Genomic DNA, 18,952 nt, shown 5'->3' with positions numbered 1-18,952 from the left:
AATCGAATTAATTATGAACAGCACAACGGTTTGGACCAATCTCCATTTCACGCTCTTCGTCTTGACTTGGATTTAATCGCCCCATATTTGTTTGACGAATTTCTTGATATGCATTCGGTTGAGGTGGTAAATTCTCCGTTACAACTTTACGAAACTCTCCCTCATCCTCAATATTTAATCCTGCATTATACGCAAATAAATCTTTTAATTTAGCACTAACAATACCACTCTCGTCCATTTCACTTATTTTTGAATAATGAGCCGGTAACACAACTAAGTTTTGAGATAGTTCTTTATATCTGCTATACAAAGTAGTACGTAAATCACTTACCCAATCTTCAGCTTTCCCAGCAAGGTCTGGACGTCCAATTGAATCTACAAATAAAATATCACCTGATAATAAATAGGAATCATCTACAATAAATGACGTACTTCCAATCGTATGCCCCGGTGAGTATAATGCATCAATTTCAATTTTAGTACCCCCCACCGTAATAACAGATCCTTCAACAAGTGGTTTATATGAGAACACAACTTCCTCTGCATCTTTTGGCGGTAACCAATACGTACCACCTACTTTTTCCGCTAACTTACGTCCGCCAGAAATATGGTCTGCATGTAAATGTGTATCCATTACATTCGTAATCGTAACGCCATGCTCTTTCGCAAACTCTTCGTACGCTTCAACTGTTCTTACTGCATCAATAACTGCTGCTTCACCGTTTGAAATAACCATATATGATAAGCAACCTTTTCCAAGACGGTTAAACTGATACATACTTCCGCCATCTTTTAAATCTCCCACTTTTATAGGCTTTACATATTCACTCCAAGCCTTCATACCACCAGATAAATAGTAAATATTTTCTAATCCAGCCTCTGTTAATTGCTCTGCTACAAATATAGAAGACCCTTCTTTTGCACATACTACTAAAACATCTTTATCTTTAGGTAGTTCACTGACAATACGATCTACACCCTCTAATAAATCAAAGTACGGCACATTCATTGAAGTAACTTCTTTTCCTTCAATTTTCCAACCTTCATAATCCGCCTCATTACGAACATCTAAAATAAACAACTCTCCGAATAAAACTTTCTCTGCAACATCTTTTGCTTGTAATGCTTTAACATTCATCTCATTACCCCCGTAGGTATATTTTTATTTAAAAAATTTTATTTTTCCACATTCCCTTTCCACTCTAACATGCCTGGGATGACATTTTTCACATTTGCATAACCTTTCTCTTTCAACATGTGACAAGCTACATCACTACGGTTACCAGTTCGACAAACGACGTAAATTTGCTTCGTCTGATCTAATTCCGCACTACCAAGTTCGCCTAATGGAACTGAAATAGCCGATGGAATATGACCAAAAGCGAATTCCGCCGCTTCACGAACATCTACTATAATACACTCTTCACCACTTAATACTATCTCTTCCAATTCAGCATTCGTAATTGTATGAGGATATTTCACAATTTCATTCACTTCATGCTCGTTTGCTTTCCTAACATAATGCACCAATACATTATCCTCGTGTTTCGTCCCGATATATTGATGTCCTACTTTACCCGCCCAACTTTTTATATCTACCATAGATCCTTTATCTGTTGCCTGAACTTCAATCACTTGCCCTGGTGCTAATCCTTCTATCGCCTTCTTCGTTTTCACAATCGGCATCGGACAAGCCAACCCTTTACAATCTAAACTCATATCCACTTTTATATTCATAGTCGATTCCTCCATAATTTATATACATATACCTGTATGGGTATATAAAAATGTTTTTGAAAATCTGTCAACAATTATGTCTGACAGATTATCGGCTTTTTACAAGTAATTGAACAGCTTCTTTAATTAACTCTTCATTTGAAGCATTACCGCTTTCAAACTGCTCACGCAAACATTGCTCTAAATTTGTCCCAACAACAAGTCCAATTGTACGATCAAGTGCAGAACGAGATGCCGTTAACTGTGTAATAACCTCTCGGCAATCTTTTCCTTCTTCCATCATACGAAGTACACCACGAACTTGACCTTCAATACGTTTCAATCTATTTTTCATATCTTGATTATATTCCATCCTATAATCACCTCATTACCATTATGTCACTATTTATAACCTATGACAATATATTATACCCTATAGGGTATTTTGTAAACCCCTATTTTTAATATTTATCTTATATGTTCACAAAACAAGAAGTGAAACCTTACTATATAGGCTTTCATCTTCCACCAAATTTTGAAGTGGAAGATGAAAAAATATTAATATACAACACGTTCTGGTACTACTGTTCCGTATAATTTAAAGCCACCATCTAAGTTCTTTACCTTATATCCTTTTTCCATTAACATGCGCGCTGCAACATACCCTCTCATACCAAGTTGGCAAGTGATATATATTTCTTTGTCCATTGGCACTTCATCCAATCGATCACGTAATTCATCTAACGGAATATTAATAGAACCTTTCATCATTCCTTGTTTGAGTTCATTCGGCTCTCGAACATCAATAAGATACCCACCATTTTCAACAATACGATCTATTTCATGCCATTGTACTGTGTCCACGAAACCATCTACTATATTACTTGCTGCATACCCCACCATGTTTACTGGGTCTTTTGCAGAAGAATAGGGCGGGGCATATGATAATTCTAAATCCGGCAAATCGATTACAGTTAAGTTTGCCTTCATTGCCGTTGCGATAACATCAATACGTTTATCTACACCGTCACACCCTAACGCCTGCGCCCCATACATTTTTCCGCTTTCTTTATTAAAAATTAATTTTATTAGCACTGGCGTAGCATTCGGATAATATCCTGCATGCGAATTCGCCTGTACATGTACTACCTCATAGGGTATATTTAATCGTTTTAATATTTTCTCATTTACTCCAGTCGAAGCAACTGTTAAATCAAAAACTTTAGCTACAGAAGTTCCCATCGTACCTTTATATAAAGAATCTGTATGGCCATGAATAATATCTGCTAACATGCGACCTTGACGATTAGCTGGCCACGCTAAAGGAATCATTGTCTCTGTTTCTGTAACAAAATCTTTCACTTCAATCGCATCACCAATTGCATATATGTGCGGGTCCGACGTTTGAAAACGCTCATCTACCTTTATCGTTCCTTTAACTCCTAGTGCTAACCCTGCATCCTTCGCTAAACTACTCTCTGGTTGCACACCAATTGCTAAAATAATCATATCTGTCTTTATGATTGAACCACTTTTTAAACGTACAACAGTCCCGTGCTCTTCTAACGCATCTACACCGTCTTCTAAAACAAGCTCAACATTGTGATTTCTCATATGTTCATGTACGTATGCTGCCATTTCATAATCGATTGGTGGCATTACTTGATTCGCCATCTCTACAAGAGTAACATCAATTCCTCGTTCTCTTAAGTTTTCAACCATTTCCACTCCAATAAATCCGCCACCAATAACCGTCGCATGACGTGGTTTCTTCTCATCAATATACGCTTTTATACGATCTGTATCAGGTACATTTCGTAACGTAAACATCGCCTTCGCTTCTTCAATACCCGGAATAGGTGGAACAATTGGTTTTGCCCCTGGTGAAAGAATTAAAATATCATATTCCTCGTTGTATGTTTCATTTGTAGTTACATTCTTTATCGTAATTGTTTTCTCTTCTTTATTAATCTTTACTACTTCACTCAATACACGTATATCTAGATTAAAGCGCTTTGACATTCTTTCAACAGTTTGTACTAATAACTTTTGTCTTTCTGTAATAACACCGCCAATATAGTATGGTAAGCCACAATTTGCAAATGAAATATATTCACCGCGCTCCACCATAATAATTTCATCTTCTTCACTTAAACGACGAAGCCTTGCAGCTACTGATGCCCCGCCAGCAACTCCGCCTACTACAACAATTTTTCTAGACATATTTCAAACCTCCATGTTATTTATTATTTGATTTCCTCATGCATTAAACAAAAACCTATACCCGTATGGGTATATGATAGAGTATAAAAAATTTAATTTCAATCAATATGTCTTTCTTTCACAAATTTGAAACAAATAAAGTGAAACTTTAATCATCCCTCACCAATCGGGCTTTTACGGACAGTTAATCCCCCACCTAACTTCTTTGCTTCCGCTGAATTTTGAGGTGGGGGTCTTACTGCCCGGCAAATAGCGAGATAAAAAAGAACTTAGATATCTCCAAGTTCTTTTACGTATAGTTCTATAACTTTCTGTACGATTAAACCAATGTATAAATACGTGTTTTGAAAATTTAAATACACCTGTATTTAAATTTTCAAAATCAATAGCTTCTTCACATAAGGTTAGATCCATTCCACGTAAAATTCTTTAATGCCACAACCTGAGAAAACGAATCCCAATGGACTCTTTTTCTACAATGATATATTTATTTTTTTCGTTGCACCTCTATCATTAATCATAACCATCTGTATCTCGTTATTTGGCAAAAATACGATATATTTTCCCGTTCTCACATTCCTCCAAATAACTTTTCCTTCTTCGTCTGTTTTCCCTATTGAGATCCCAATTTCTTTACTGGGTTCAGGTGATTCGTCTTTCATAAGTATAATTTCAAAATCTTTTATTGGCTGTTTTTCTTTATTTTTTACGTGAAAAGTTACAGAATTAACAACCTTACTAAACTTCTTTTCATTATTTGCTATAGAACTAGACATTATGATTATGACCAGTACACAACATAAAATCCATAAAAGCTTATTATATTTATTCAGACCATTTTTTAAGATTATTAAAAACATCGTCTGTCACCCGGTTTCCAGAATTCCAAGAATTACTTCCTACTGTATGGGTAGCTATTATTGTTACACCCGTGCGAGAATAGTCATGATATACGGGTGCTCCACTTTGACATCCATAAGTGTCCATCCTATATGTTAAAATTCTAGGACTAGTGCCTTCAATTGGTCCATAATCTGTCCACATAGTATATTTTTCATTTCCTACTTTATCACACGGATACCCTGGAACTACTGCGAGTAACCCCTTTGGAGACTCTACATTAGTAGTTCTATATCCTAACCACCCTGTATAATCTCCAGGAGATCCATTTAATTTAATGGCTCCATAATCAAATTCCGAATCTCCATCATCAGTCCATCCACTTACTGAATAAAGCTTTGTCCAACTATAAGGCAAATACGGTGCTTGGTTTCCATTTCTACCAGGAGTCACAATAACATTTTTTGCCCATCCACCAAGCTTTTTATTGTAAACACAGTGCCCAGCTGTAAATACTGTATCTTTACTAATTAGCGCTCCTGTACACCCATAAACCTCTTGTCCATTAAATTGAATTACTATGTGTACTATAGCCCTATAAGGATACAAAGTTGTATCAGTAACTCTAATTCGATCATCTCTTCCTATTATAGAATGTGTAAGGATATTAGATGGATAATTAAAATTACTGTCTCTTAATAAGTATCCCCAATCTTCCCCACCATGTTTACGCCCTTCAAATGAAGGTGAAACAAGATCTTCTCCCCTTCGATCATTACTATACAAAGATTGTTCTTGAAAAAGTACACGTTCTCCCTCATTTGAAACTGATGTCCACGGTACATCTTCTGCATACACCTTCTGATTCACCAAAAATACTATACAAAAAAAGATAAAAAGAACACCAAAACTATAAAGAGCCAACCTACATCTTATAGAAATAAAGCTATACAACATAACTTACCTCCTATACAAATGATAGCGAACAATTGAAGATCCCTTTATAAATTCTAGTTTTTCTTTTTTTTAAAGTCAACGTAATTAATAATGATAATCATTATTAATTACGTTGACTTAACAAAATCACACAATTAGTCATATTCTTTACTCTGCGTTCAAAAACCTGTCTCATTAAAGTTTCACCATATTACATAAATCCATAACCTTTTTCACAATCAACTCCGCAGTATTCTCTCCCGGTGGCATTAACAAATTTGTAACTGTTCCATACACAATAGGACTTAATTCTACTTCATATCCGCCATATGCATATTCGTCTTTTGTCGGTAAATAACCAAGATATCCGTTCATATATCCACCAAAGAAAGCCAATTCATTTTGAAGGCTCTCTTTCATTTCTAAGGCAGTTTCTGAAAAAGGTTCCATCGGTATACCTGAAAACATACCATCATTAACTTGAAACAGTTGCACTTCTAAATCAATACTTAACCGCCGAATACCTTGCCTATATTTCTCTAAAACGATAGTAAGCCATTCTTCCGTATTTACGCCCCACTGCTTCTCAGCTAATCGAGCCATGCTTCGTATCTCATCAATTTCAGGAATATCATTCAACTTCATTTGCACCGTACTTGAAACTGTCCTTAAATTTAAAATTGGGCTATATGTAACTGCTGGCAACATCGTTAATATATGTCCACTAAGTATGTAAGCCATTTGTTTTAACGCTTCACTTGAACCGCGATACTTTGCATTTACATTACCAGCAGCTCCTTGCACAATAATAACAGGACAGTTTACGATTTTCTCAAGAATCTCTCTCGTCATTCCAGGATAATCTGCTGATAATACATCGCTATCACCTTTTAAAACATTCGGATGCGCAGTACAAAATACTAAAACCCCAGATAACTCCTTCGTTTCAGCATCTCTTATTGCTAACATACCAATTCGTTTATCTACAACACCATCTATATTTGTTCCCATCTTCGCTTTTCCATCAGATGTTCTCTCTCTTCGATTGACCCCAATATCACCTGTCGTAACACTCCAGCCAACTTCACATCGCTTCAAGTTTTTATTAGCAGTAACAGCACCTTGCACCACATTATTTACTAAAATCGTTTTATACGACTGTACGAGCGAATTATCACCGACCGTTTCTGGACCAGAGTGGGTATGTGTATAAACAACTGTTATTCGCTCAAATGGAACATGAAGCCTACTTGCTACTCGCTCACGAATCATATTCGTATCTTCTACTAACATTCCAATATTATCAATACTTATAAACACAGTTTTCATTTCATCTTTTTCAAATACAAAAACTGTCCCATAAATACGCTCTTCAATATTATTTATTCCTGTCTCTCTATGATATCCGACAAAATCAATACCTACAGGCGGCGTAATATCAACCTTGCATACCCCTACTTTGCTCATTTTAATCGCTCCATTTCTCTATATAACTCCCTTTTTTCAAGAATAGCATATTTTTCCTATTTTAAATAAAAAAGAACGGACACAGTATCCTATGTCCGTTCTTCCCCTCACACATACTTCCGATGCACCATCTTCCCATCATAAGAAAACACAACGCCCTTACTCTCCACAATGGACTCCATATGCACCGTTCTTCCCCATAATTGATGAAGATATGGCAGTACTTTTTCTAAGTATTTTAAATCGAGTTCGATTCCTTCGTAACTATGTTTAATGTATAATTCTCCGTTCTTTAAGTAGTCTCCATCTTCTACTACTAAGTACGGGAACCCACCATTTGTCCGCATATTTACGAGTTGATCACGCACATTCTCCCATTCTTTATCTATTACTTTATATTCTTTTCCTTGGCGCTGGAATAAGTACATATCTTCTCGCATAACAAGATCTTTATTTAAGTAGTTTCTTAAGAACGATACGTCCCACTCAATTTCACGTACTTCAAAAATTTTGTCTCGACCAGATCCTGGTTTTACACCGCGTCGTTTCATTTCTTCTGTCGGGTTGTTGTAGCGCTCCTCTATATCTTCAAACATTTTAATACCGAGGTAGTATGGGTTAATGCTTGTTTTTGATGGTTGAACTACACCTGCATTAAGCTTTGCAAATTCAATCGCTTCAGAAGATGTTAAGTCCATTTCACGGAGTATGCGTTGATGCCAGAAGGAAGCCCAGCCTTCATTCATAATCTTCGTTTCAAGCTGTGGCCAGAAATATAACATTTCCTCGCGCATCATCGTTAATATGTCGCGCTGCCACTCTTCTAGCTCACGGCTATATTCTTCAATAAAGAGGAGTAAATCTTTTTCTGGCTGCGGTGGGATTTTCTTCTTTTTATGCATATTAGGTCGTTCCCTCTTTTTGTTTCGATCATCTAAATTCCATAAATCATCGTACTGTGATATCTTCTTCTTTTCTACATCCTCTTCTAAATCTCCAATACTCCAAGCAAGTTTCGGACGCATAAGCGATGGATCAATATGTTCTTGAATGGCAAGTACTGCATCCAAGAACGTTTCTACCTCTTCTCTTCCATACTTATGTTCATACGCCTTCACACGATCTGCTGTCGCTGCCATACTCTCCACCATATCGCGTTTCGTATTAGAGAAACGAATATTATTTTTGAAGAAATCACAGTGCGCTAAAACGTGCGCTACAATTAATTTATTTTGAATTAAAGAATTCGTATCTAATAAAAAGGCGTAACATGGATCAGAGTTAATAACGAGTTCGTATATTTTACTAAGACCTAAATCGTATTGTAATTTCATTCTGAAAAACTGTTTTCCAAAACTCCAATGTGAAAACCTCGTCGGCATCCCATATGCACCGAATGTATAAATAATTTCCGCTGGACATACTTCATAACGCATCGGATAAAAATCAAGCCCAAATCCAGTCGCAATTTCCGTAATTTCCGCAATCGCATATTGCAGTGCTTTATCGTCACTTGCTCTCATTATTTTCCCTCCTTACACTTTCCCTTAAGAAAGTGTATGATGAAGAACAAGCTTTCATGAGGATTGATTGCATAATAAAAAGACACCCCCGCAAAAACGAGAATGTCTCATCTATTAACCTTCAATAATCTCCATCTTCTCCGTAATCGGAGTACGAGCTTTTCCTTCTGGCGCTTTATCGAAATAGCCCAGGTGAAGAATTCCAACGATACGTTGACCTCTTGTTAAACCGATTCCTTCTATAAATAATGGATTGTAGTTTAATCCGCCTGATTTCCAAACGCAACCTAATCCGCGTTCCCAAGCAAGAAGTTGGAAGTTTTGCATAAATGCACATGTTGCAGCGTAATCTTCATCACGTTGAATTTGACGCGGATCTTCATTTATATATACAACGATTTGTGCAGGCGTGTTTAAGAAACGATCTGATAAAATTTTACCGCGTTTCGCTCTTTCTTCTTCTGTGAAAGAGTTTAATACTGCATCTACTAATTTCTTGCGGCCTTCTCCGATGTATAGTTTACAATTCCATGGTTCACGGTGCTTATGATTTGGTGCCCATGTTGCATCGTTTAATAGTTCAATTAATAGATCTTTTTCTACTGCTTTGTCTGTAAATGTACGAACAGAGCGCCTTTCTTTAATCACATTAGCGATGGAAGTATATGTAGTCATATTTATCTCTCCCTTATTTTTATCTATATGTATAATTTTATCTTCATTATTGATATTGATTTTCAATTTCGATTATACCTTAGTTTTTTACTATTAATCAATGTTTTATGTTGGAAAACTTCTAAAAACGTCATTCCATGCTGTGAATAAAAAAACTTAACTTGTTCACAAGTATTTCACATTTTATGGAAATGATATGTGTACAGTTTTCCACACTATCCATCTAGGAGGAGTTTACATGTACAAAAAAATCGCGGTAAGTATGACTATGACAGCATTATTATGCGGAGCAATTATCTTCCCGGCTTCCGCTGCCACACCGAAAGAAGTAACAATGCATCACCATAAACCAATTTCAGAAGAAGAAATGCAGTCGCTAGAAAAGCTCGGCTATAACAAACATGAAATTTGGAAAGCTGCTCACATTGCAAGAATCAGTAAACAAGAAATAAAAGATGTTTTATCTTACTATAAGCAAAATAAATCTTGGGAGAAAACAGCCGAGCATTTCGGTGTAGATCCAAGTAAGCTGAAAAAGCATCATATGAGTAAAGAAACAAAGCAAGCACTGCTACAACAGTTAGCAACTATGCAAAAATCCACACCGGATCAGCTAAAGCAAAAAATGAAAGAATATAACATCAAATTGCGTCATCTTACTGTGTTAACAATCATCTCTCAAAAAAGCAATACCCCTCTTGATGATGTATTAAAAATGAAAAAAGATGGAATGGACATTAAACAAATTGCCGAAAAATTAAATGTAAAAAGAGAAGATATACGAGCGGAAATGATGAAATTAGTGAAGTCTATTAAAGAACAAAAAACAAATTAAAATGCTAAAAAGGAAGAGCCATTCACCACTCTTCCTTTTCTTTATGAACTTTCAATTTTTAAGTATAAATTCCCGTCTTTCCCAAAAACTAACACAAGTAAATGATGTAAGTTAGGGGTGAGAAAATGTTCGGTTTATCATCTAAGAAATCAAAAAAGACTAATACAAAAACACTTTGTTCTATCCCAGAATTTATACAAACCATGAAAGAATCAAGCGATTTTGTCTCTTATAACATACTTAAAGATGAAACGTTGTGCTTATTTTATTATAAATCTGTCGTGGAAGCACTTATTATTAAACAATTCATTTTAACTCCTATAAAAAAGGAATCGGAACAAATCCAAAACATCTCTGATTTATGTAATATCATCTCTATTGAAGACATTATTACCTCCCCTTCTATTGATGATATTCGTGAAAAATTATTAGGTGGATATATTTTAATACGCTTAAAAAACAATTCGAATCCTGATCAATATGCTTTAATTCGTGCCGAAAGTACTGTTTTAGGAAAACGATTATATAACGATACAGAAAATGAGTATAGCGTAATCGGGCCTAAAATCGGTTTCGTTGAAAACCTTGATACAAATATCCACTTATTACGCCGAAATATCGTAACGGAGCAACTCATTTTTAAAGAAGTTACCGTCGGATCTATATCAAAAACGAAAGTAGCAGTTGCTTATATAGAAGGAATTACAAATGAACAATTTGTCAACACCGCACTTCAACGGCTAGAAGACATTGACTTTGATGTCCCATTTGATTCAACTATGATTGAGCAATTTATTAGTGATAATAGCAATTCACCTTTTCCTGTTCTATTACCTACAGAACGATTAGATCGAGCTGTATTTGCATTAATTAACGGGGAAGTTTTAATTTTAACAGATGGCTCTCCATATGCTTTATCAGGACCAACAACGTTACTGGATTTTTTCATTTCACCAGAAGATTATTATTTACCGTGGATGATTGGATCGTTCTTTCGTATTATTCGTTTTTTCGGAGCTATATTTTCTCTTTTTTCCTCCGCTATTTATACAGCGGCTTTAACATATCATTATCAAATGATTCCTGCCGATTTACTAGGTCCTATTATTTTCTCGAGAGCTAACGTACCTTTCCCTCCTATTCTAGAAGCACTCTTTTTAGAAATTACAATTGAATTGCTTCGTGAAGCTGGAGCGCGTTTACCGACAAAAGTCGGACAAACGATTGGGATTGTTGGGGGGATTGTAATTGGACAAGCATCTGTTGAAGCAGCTTTAACAAGTACAATTTTATTAATTGCAGTTGCTTTATCCGCCCTTGCATCTTTCACAACACCGACTGTAAAGATGTCTTCTACTATCCGGTTGTTACGCTTTCCGCTTATTCTTTTAGCTGGTGCATTCGGAGGATTAGGCCTCGCTGTCGGATTTGTATTTATTTTAGCTCATTTAATTAAATTAAAATCACTTGGATCACCTTATTTATTACCTTTATATCCATTTCGTGGTTTAGGTACAGCAGAAGGTTTTCTTCGATTACCATTTAGCCAAACGGCTCAAAGACCTTCTTTTCTTAGACCAAAATCAAAATGGCGCTACAATCCAAACAAATCGAAGCAAAAACGTGATGGTGAGAATGAATGAAGAAAATTTTATTGCACCTTATCATTATCTTCTTCGTTTTACAAACTGGCTGTACACAAACGTATATAGTGGATGCACAGCGTATTATTCATATTGCTGGATTTGACATCACAAAAAACAAAGGATTCCAAGGAACTATTCTGTTCCCAGAGTACACACATGGTGTAAAGTCTAAGCCAGAGACTCAAACAACATCTGCCCGTTCACTTGAAACAATTGCTTCACGATTGAATGCGAAATCTCCTCACAATGTTGTTGTAGGTCAAATGCGTGTCGTCCTATTTGGAAAGGCTCTAGGAGAACGCGGAATGGGAGAGATTATTACTAACTTACAACGTGACCCAAATATCGGGCGTGATGTACAACTAGCAATTGTAGATGGATCGGCTGAAGAGCTTTTAAATTACGGAAAAAAAAATGGGTCTTTATATATTGCTGATTTACTCGAGCAAAATATAAGAAATGAGAACATTCCACAAACTGAATTAAACATTTTTTTATATAATTATTACTCTTCTGTATGTGATGCCTATGTTCCTTATATTAAAATGGACGATAATCATTCCGTCGCTGTCAAAGGACTTGCCTTTTTAAAAGGCGATAAAGTCGTCATGTATACGGATAAAAGACATTCTGTTTTAGCAAAATTACTTATTAATCCTACGAAAAATGGACGTTACGAAGCAGCAATAAAAAAGGATAAGCATAAAGGTATGGTTGTTATACAAAACTTAGCCGGAGAAAATAAGTATGATATAGATCAAACTGGCGACATACCAAAAGTAAAAATCAATTTAAAATTAAATGGATTAATTAAAAACTCTCCTAATTGGATTGATCTAAGAAAAAAAACAAATATCAATTATATAAAAAAACAAATTGAACGAAATGTCGAAAAAGACTGTGAAGATTTAATAAAACAATTTCAAGAAAAGGAAATTGATCCGTTAGGAATACGAGATGAAATTAGAAGCCATACGAGAAAATGGAATATAAAACAAATTCGAAATATGTATAAAAATGTAGCGGTAGATATAAATTTAGATCTTAATATTGTACAATCTGGAATCGGAGAATAGTGAGGTGAAATGAGCAATGAATACAATGAATAAGACAAAAACTGTCTCTCCATATTTTGCATTTATTTTATTGCATTCTCTCCAAATCGGCATAGGAATTCTCGGATATCAACGTGTAATTTTGAAAAATGCAGGTTATGATGCTTGGATTTCTCTTATTATTGCGGGGATTGCAACTCATATTGTACTATTTTGTATGTTAAAAATGCTTGAAAAAGACGGAGATTTAATTAGCATTCATACAACAACTTTTGGAAAATGGGTTGGCTCTATATTTTCTGTAATTTTCACTCTTTATTGCTTATTATTTTGCCTTACTGTTCTTCGGACATATATGGAAGTAATACAAGTTTGGATTTTCCCTACCATTAAGTTATGGAAACTTACGCTTATGTTTTTATTAGTCACTTACTACATTATAAAAGGCGGCTTTCGCTCTGTGACAGGGATATGCTTTTGGGGTATTGTGCTGCCTATTTTCGTTGTGTTCTTTTTAATCTATCCGATGAAGTATGCACATTTTCGTAATATTTTACCTATTTTTACGCATTCACCTTTTGACATGCTTATATCTGCAAAACACTCCGCATTGGAATTTCTGGGATTTGAAACAATTCTTATCTTTTATCCCTTTATTGAAAAAGGAAAATCTTTAAAGCGATGGGCCCATGCTGGAATTGCTTTTAGCACTTTAATTTATGTGATTTTAGCTATCGTATCTTTTATGTATTATAGCGAGGGACAATTAAACCGTACTATTTGGCCTACTTTAACGATGTTAAAAATAATTAAAGTTCCTTTTATTCAGCGCTTTGAATATATTATTATTTTCGTTTGGTTTTTAATTATTTTACCAAACCTTTGCTTAACCATTTGGTCATCATGTCAAACGATGAAGCGTTCCTTTCATATTTCATTTAAATTTACATTACCGTTTTTTATTTTCATCATATTTTCAGCTTCTCTGTTTTTCACAAACCGTGAAAGTATCAATACATTAAATACCGTACTATCTCAAGCGGGTTTATATATTGTATACGCTTATATCCCGATTTTATTTTTGTTTCATTCACTAAGATGGCACTTCAAAAATCGTTCAAAAAAAACTTCTCCCTAGGTGTCCCTTAGTCTGATACAATTTGATTAATACATTTGTAAAGGGGACAAGCGAATGAAAAAGTATGTATTTTCTTTACTTGCAGTACTAAGCTTAATTCTTGCTGGATGCGGAAGTACAGGTACAAATGACCAAAAATCTTCTGAATCAAAACAAGAAGAACATGACCACGCATCGCACACTCAGCAAGCTGACATTCAAGAGAAAACAAAAGGAATCGACACACTTCCAACCTTCCTAGATAAGCTTGATCCACAAATGAAAGATATCTACACCGTCGCTGGACAAAATGCAGAGCTATTAGATTGGATTCCATGCTATTGTGGTTGCGGTGAAAGTGTAGGACATAAAAATAATAAAAACTGCTTTATCCGTGAAATTAAAAAGAATGGTGAAGTTGTTTGGGATTCCCACGCAACGACTTGCGTCAATTGCCTAGAAATCGCAGTTGAATCTGCTTCCATGAAACAAAAAGGAAAATCAACGCTTGAAATTCGCAACTATATCGATAATAAATACAAGGAAGGCTATGGCAAACCAACACCTACGCCAATGCCAAAAGCTTAAAAAACGAGGAAACTCCTCGTTTTTTCTTTTCATTCACTTTTTTTCTTAACAAATTCTTTCAAGTGTATTTCCCCTTACTTATCACACACTATATATAACTCTCGGTAAGGAGGGTATACAGTGCAAACATATAACGACTATGATAAAGCTCTCTATTACACGTATTGCTGTAATTGGGATAAATTACTCGTTCTCATGGTTCAAACGAACGATCAATTATTTTCTAAGCGTATTGAGCATTTTTTACACGCTTATCAATACAGTAAAGAACTACCAGAAGTTGATAAACAATTGCAGCTCCTATTTCAATATATTGACCACGCATCCCAAAAGTCGCATGTAGAAGAAGTAGAACAAATTCAAATGTAAAATATAGCGCTATTCTCTTTAGGAGGGTAGCGCTTTTATTAATATTAATACTAATAAAAGTTCCCTCTTATAAAACTTTTATTGATAAACATATTTTTTCTTTCTTTTCCATACCACTTCATACTATAATTTAGTATGTAACTATTATAAGAGAGGTATAAAATATGGGACGAGAAAAAAAGCAAGAATATGCTTTACTTACCGCATGGGGAGCTTCTTTTATCGCTACACTAGGAAGTCTGTACTTTTCCGAAATCATGAAATTTGAGCCTTGTGTTCTTTGTTGGTATCAACGTATTTTTATGTATCCATTCGTTTTATGGCTCGGTATCGCTGTAGCAAAAAAAGATTATCGCATCGCAAGTTATTCTTTACCAATTGCAAGTATTGGTGCTTGTATTTCTTTATATCACTATGCAATTCAAAAAGTCCCAGCGTTTTCAGCTGCTGGAGCAGCTTGCGGTCGTGTACCCTGCACCGGAGAATTTATAAACTGGTTTGGTTTTATTACAATCCCGTTTTTAGCACTTATCGGCTTTATTACAATCGCTGTTTGTAGCTTTATTGTCATCAAAAACAAATAAGGAGATGAAAGAATGAAAAAAATGCTTATATTTGGTGGTATTATTATCGCCTTGTTCGTAGCAATTTTCGCGGTCACACAAATGGAAGAAAAAAATGCTACTAGCCAAAAGATTGATAATCCTACTGAAAGTAAGACAAACGGTCCTGACTACTACACAAATAAAATTTCTCTTTCAGATCTTCAAAAGAACTTAAAAGAGAAAAAAGAAGAAACAGTATACTTTTATCAAACATCCTGCGTTCATTGCCAAAAATTATCTCCTGTCCTAGTGCCAATGGCTAAAGACTTAAACGTTGATATGAAAGTTATGGATATTGAAAAATTAGATGCTCCTTGGGATGAATATAAAATTCAAGGAACACCAACAATCATTCATTTTAAAGATGGCAAAGAAGTGAGCCGTATTAGCGGTGAACAGCCGAAAGATAAATTAAAAGAATGGCTTGAGCAAACGAAAAAGTAACGAGAAAAGGAAACTCCTTCTACACATGAAATGGGTGTAAAATCCCACACTAATGTATAAGGAGGGGGTTTTATGCCAGAAGTAAGATGTTCTGTTTCCAACTGTTCTTTTTGGGGACAAGGTAACTTTTGTCAAGCAAGTGCGATCATCGTTCAGCCTGATGCAGATGAAACTGGTCAAACTGAAAATGATTCATATACAGCTGCTGTTTTAACAAACGAGACACTAGAAAGTTCTGTAGCAACGAGTGTAGAGACTTGTTGTCATACATTTAAGCCTAAATATTAACAATTATTCCACCTCATATACGTGAGGTGGTTTTTTCTTTCCCTCTTCTTGTTTACGTCATCTCTAATTCTCCCTATAATAAAGTTAACATTTTTATGAATACGAAGGTGAAATACTATGGCTAAAACAATTGCAGATATCGCCAAATTGGCTGGAGTTGCAAAAAGCACAGTCTCTCGTTACTTAAACGGCGGATATGTAAGTGATAAAACAAAACTTAAAATCGAAGGTATTATTCAGGAAACAAATTTCTCTCCCAATACATTTGCTCAAAGTTTAAAAGCAAAAACAACAAATTTAATTGGTGTCATCATCCCCCGATTAGACTCCTTCGCTACAATGAAAACACTTATCGGGATCGATAAAACATTACAGGAAAATAACTATCAAATGCTTGTAGCAAATGCAAATCAAACAACCGAAACTGAAATACAAGCAATTGAAAACTTTATAAAACAAAAGGTAGCTGGCATTATTTTATTAACAAAAACATTAACGAATGAACATCAAAAAATTATGGCTAATTCAAACATCCCTATTTTATTCGTCGGGCAAGAATATAAAAATCAATATTGCCTCGTTCACGATGATTATGATGCAGCGTATGAGTTAGGGGCATACGTTTTATCACAAGGCCATCGACATATTGCCTATTTAGGGATAGGAAAAGATGATATTTCTGTTGGAATAAATCGAAAAAATGGTTTTCAAAAAGCAATTGAAAATTTAGAACCAACTTGCAACGTTTCATATTACGAAACAACTTTCCGCATAGAAGATGCCATGAAACAAGTACAACATATTTTAGATAATAATCGCCCAACTCTTATCGTATGTGCTACAGATAACATCGCTCTTGGCGCAATGAAAGTCATTCACTCCCACTCCCTTTCTGTACCAGGTGATATTTCTGTAACAGGATTCGGTGGATATGATATTTCAGAAATGGTACACCCTAGTTTAACGACAATTGCGTTTGACTATGAGTATGCTGGAAAGCTTGCTGCCACTTCTCTTTCACAGCTTGTTGAAAACAAAACTATACCAAAAATATTACACTCTCGTTATACATTAAAAATCCAAGAAAGCGTTGACAAAATATAAAGGCGCTCTATAATAAAATTAAAACCGGTTCCACATTTTAAAAACAGGATTTTCAACATCATTTCCCTGTTTTTTATTTTAGTTCCTTAAGGAACCGGTTCCATATAAGAAAATTTATAGTAAGGGGGAATTTTTATGGATATGAAACAAATTGCAACTCAAGTAATACAGAACATTGGTGGAAAGGAAAACATTGTCCGTGCCACACATTGCGCGACTCGCCTTCGTCTTATATTAAAGGATGATACGAAAATAAACGCTGCAGAAATCGAAAACATCGATGGAGTAAAAGGTGCTTTCGCAACGACCGAGCAATATCAAATTATTTTTGGAACTGGCATAGTAAACAAAGTATATGATGAATTCTCAAAACTAATTGGAATAGCCGAACTAGATTCTACAACATCAAACGATATACCTAAGAAAAAAATGAATCCTATCGCCCGCCTAGCAAAGACACTATCTAATATTTTTGTTCCAATTATTCCAGCTATCGTCGCAAGCGGTTTACTTATGGGTCTACTCGGAATGTTGAAAGCGTTTAAATTAGTTCCTGGAGATCACTCACTTATCCAATTACTTGATATGTTCTCAAGTGCAGCTTTCATTATTTTACCTATTTTAATTGGAGTTAGTGCCGCTAAAGAATTTGGTGGAAACATTTTCTTAGGTGCAGTTGTTGGTGGTATATTAACTCACCCAAGCTTAACAAATCCTTGGACTCTTTCAAATGCAAAACCAACTGTTTTACATTTCTTTGGTATGGATATTGATATGATTGGCTATCAAGGTACTGTTTTACCTATTTTATTATGCGTATATGTTATGAGTACAATTGAAAAAGAACTTCGAAAACGTGTTCCGAACTCTTTAGATTTATTAGTTACACCATTCTTAACAATTATTATAACTGGCTTTTTATCACTTATTATTATCGGACCAATTGGATATAAAATCGGTGACGGCATTACGTACCTTTTAAATACAATCTATCAATTTGCAGGACCAGTAGCTGGACTTATATTCGGCGGATTGTATTCAACAATCGTTCTTACTGGCTTACACCATAGCTTCCACGCTATTGAAGCAGGCTTACTCGCAAATAAAGATATCGGTGTCAATTTCTTACTCCCTATTTGGTCAATGGCGAACGTTGCACAGGGCGGTGCTACTTTAGCTGTCTATTTCAAAACAAAAAACAAAAAAACGAAAGAAATTGCAATTCCGGCCGCAGCTTCAGCATTTTTAGGAATTACAGAACCAGCTATTTTTGGTGTCAATTTAAAACTTGGTAAACCATTTATTGCAGCAGCTATTGGCGGCGCAATTGGCGGCGCTTACGTTGTTTGGATGCAAGTGGCGGCTAATGCATACGGTTTAACAGGTATTCCGATGCTTACAATTGTTGCACCTCTTGGCATGATGAACATGATTCACTATATAATTGGTTTCACTATTGCAGTTATCACTGCTTTTGTTGCCACATTCATTTTATATAAAGAAAGTAAATAATAACGGGGT

20 protein-coding genes are annotated in these 18,952 nt (G+C 35.3%); 11 read left to right on the top strand and 9 right to left on the bottom strand.

Features of this window, described 5'->3' with window-relative positions; genetic code table 11:
• Window positions 1–7: 7 nt before the first annotated feature.
• The 9 genes from MHB52_RS04135 to MHB52_RS04095 all read right to left on the bottom strand — a co-directional run bounded on the left by MHB52_RS04135 (window position 8) and on the right by MHB52_RS04095 (window position 9,380).
• A complete protein-coding gene (locus tag MHB52_RS04135; protein WP_001101019.1) occupies window positions 8–1,138 on the bottom strand; it encodes an MBL fold metallo-hydrolase in 1,131 nt (376 codons plus the stop codon).
• Between the two features lie 38 nt (window positions 1,139–1,176).
• Complete coding sequence (locus tag MHB52_RS04130) at window positions 1,177–1,737, bottom strand: sulfurtransferase TusA family protein (RefSeq protein WP_061664797.1); 561 nt, start codon at window positions 1,735–1,737, stop codon at window positions 1,177–1,179.
• Window positions 1,738–1,825: 88 nt separating this feature from the next.
• Complete coding sequence (locus MHB52_RS04125; RefSeq protein WP_000456205.1) at window positions 1,826–2,089, bottom strand: metal-sensitive transcriptional regulator; 264 nt, start codon at window positions 2,087–2,089, stop codon at window positions 1,826–1,828.
• A gap of 185 nt (window positions 2,090–2,274) precedes the next feature.
• The gene (gene cdr / locus MHB52_RS04120; RefSeq protein WP_061664798.1) at window positions 2,275–3,939 is read right to left on the bottom strand and encodes a CoA-disulfide reductase; all 1,665 of its coding nucleotides are present in this window, start codon (window positions 3,937–3,939) and stop codon (window positions 2,275–2,277) included.
• Between the two features lie 473 nt (window positions 3,940–4,412).
• Window positions 4,413–4,799, bottom strand: coding sequence for a DUF2606 family protein (locus MHB52_RS04115; protein WP_000478585.1), 387 nt, complete (start codon window positions 4,797–4,799; stop codon window positions 4,413–4,415).
• Window positions 4,765–5,736 (bottom strand): trypsin-like serine peptidase, encoded by a 972-nt coding sequence (locus MHB52_RS04110; protein WP_000966972.1) that lies wholly within the window; start codon window positions 5,734–5,736, stop codon window positions 4,765–4,767. Before MHB52_RS04110 ends, MHB52_RS04115 begins: the two co-directional genes overlap by 35 nt.
• A 174-nt stretch (window positions 5,737–5,910) precedes the next feature.
• Entirely contained in the window at window positions 5,911–7,182 is a 1,272-nt protein-coding gene (locus MHB52_RS04105; RefSeq protein ID WP_000048708.1) for a neutral/alkaline non-lysosomal ceramidase N-terminal domain-containing protein, read from the bottom strand.
• A gap of 107 nt (window positions 7,183–7,289) precedes the next feature.
• Window positions 7,290–8,705: a stage V sporulation protein SpoVR gene (gene spoVR / locus MHB52_RS04100; protein ID WP_001202724.1), complete on the bottom strand. Its 1,416-nt coding sequence runs from the start codon at window positions 8,703–8,705 to the stop codon at window positions 7,290–7,292.
• Between the two features lie 114 nt (window positions 8,706–8,819).
• On the bottom strand, window positions 8,820–9,380 hold the full coding sequence (locus MHB52_RS04095; RefSeq protein ID WP_000214816.1) for a nitroreductase family protein: 561 nt from the start codon (window positions 9,378–9,380) through the stop codon (window positions 8,820–8,822).
• Window positions 9,381–9,618: 238 nt separating this feature from the next.
• Between MHB52_RS04095 and MHB52_RS04090 the strand changes: the two genes are divergently transcribed.
• The 11 genes from MHB52_RS04090 to MHB52_RS04040 all read left to right on the top strand — a co-directional run bounded on the left by MHB52_RS04090 (window position 9,619) and on the right by MHB52_RS04040 (window position 18,943).
• The gene (locus MHB52_RS04090) at window positions 9,619–10,215 is read left to right on the top strand and encodes a hypothetical protein (RefSeq protein WP_000276998.1); all 597 of its coding nucleotides are present in this window, start codon (window positions 9,619–9,621) and stop codon (window positions 10,213–10,215) included.
• A gap of 125 nt (window positions 10,216–10,340) precedes the next feature.
• A complete protein-coding gene (locus tag MHB52_RS04085; protein WP_000467493.1) occupies window positions 10,341–11,858 on the top strand; it encodes a spore germination protein in 1,518 nt (505 codons plus the stop codon).
• Window positions 11,855–12,937, top strand: coding sequence for a Ger(x)C family spore germination protein (locus MHB52_RS04080; protein ID WP_000722243.1), 1,083 nt, complete (start codon window positions 11,855–11,857; stop codon window positions 12,935–12,937). The genes MHB52_RS04085 and MHB52_RS04080 overlap by 4 nt, the downstream gene beginning before the upstream one ends.
• A 16-nt stretch (window positions 12,938–12,953) precedes the next feature.
• The gene (locus MHB52_RS04075) at window positions 12,954–14,054 is read left to right on the top strand and encodes a GerAB/ArcD/ProY family transporter (RefSeq protein ID WP_001095036.1); all 1,101 of its coding nucleotides are present in this window, start codon (window positions 12,954–12,956) and stop codon (window positions 14,052–14,054) included.
• 54 nt (window positions 14,055–14,108) lie between these two features.
• Window positions 14,109–14,621, top strand: a complete 513-nt coding sequence (locus MHB52_RS04070; RefSeq protein ID WP_000761028.1) for a PCYCGC domain-containing protein — start codon at window positions 14,109–14,111, stop codon at window positions 14,619–14,621.
• Between the two features lie 120 nt (window positions 14,622–14,741).
• Window positions 14,742–14,990 carry a YhdB family protein gene (locus MHB52_RS04065; RefSeq protein WP_001195459.1) on the top strand — a complete coding sequence of 83 codons (249 nt, stop codon included), beginning with the start codon at window positions 14,742–14,744 and terminating at the stop codon, window positions 14,988–14,990.
• 164 nt (window positions 14,991–15,154) lie between these two features.
• Window positions 15,155–15,574 carry a disulfide formation protein C gene (locus tag MHB52_RS04060; protein WP_000532264.1) on the top strand — a complete coding sequence of 140 codons (420 nt, stop codon included), beginning with the start codon at window positions 15,155–15,157 and terminating at the stop codon, window positions 15,572–15,574.
• A gap of 12 nt (window positions 15,575–15,586) precedes the next feature.
• A complete protein-coding gene (locus MHB52_RS04055; RefSeq protein WP_000738450.1) occupies window positions 15,587–16,039 on the top strand; it encodes a thioredoxin family protein in 453 nt (150 codons plus the stop codon).
• Between the two features lie 72 nt (window positions 16,040–16,111).
• Window positions 16,112–16,327, top strand: coding sequence for a DUF1540 domain-containing protein (locus tag MHB52_RS04050; RefSeq protein ID WP_001115481.1), 216 nt, complete (start codon window positions 16,112–16,114; stop codon window positions 16,325–16,327).
• Between the two features lie 117 nt (window positions 16,328–16,444).
• Window positions 16,445–17,431: a LacI family DNA-binding transcriptional regulator gene (locus MHB52_RS04045; protein WP_001140398.1), complete on the top strand. Its 987-nt coding sequence runs from the start codon at window positions 16,445–16,447 to the stop codon at window positions 17,429–17,431.
• A gap of 135 nt (window positions 17,432–17,566) precedes the next feature.
• Complete coding sequence (locus tag MHB52_RS04040; RefSeq protein ID WP_061664799.1) at window positions 17,567–18,943, top strand: sucrose-specific PTS transporter subunit IIBC; 1,377 nt, start codon at window positions 17,567–17,569, stop codon at window positions 18,941–18,943.
• Window positions 18,944–18,952 lie beyond the last annotated feature (9 nt).

The sequence above is a fragment of the Bacillus sp. FSL K6-0073 genome, assembly GCF_038006085.1.
Lineage (GTDB): Bacteria > Bacillota > Bacilli > Bacillales > Bacillaceae_G > Bacillus_A > Bacillus_A cereus.
Note: the sequence above shows the minus strand (reverse complement) of the source record. Positions and strands in the feature narration are given on the sequence as shown.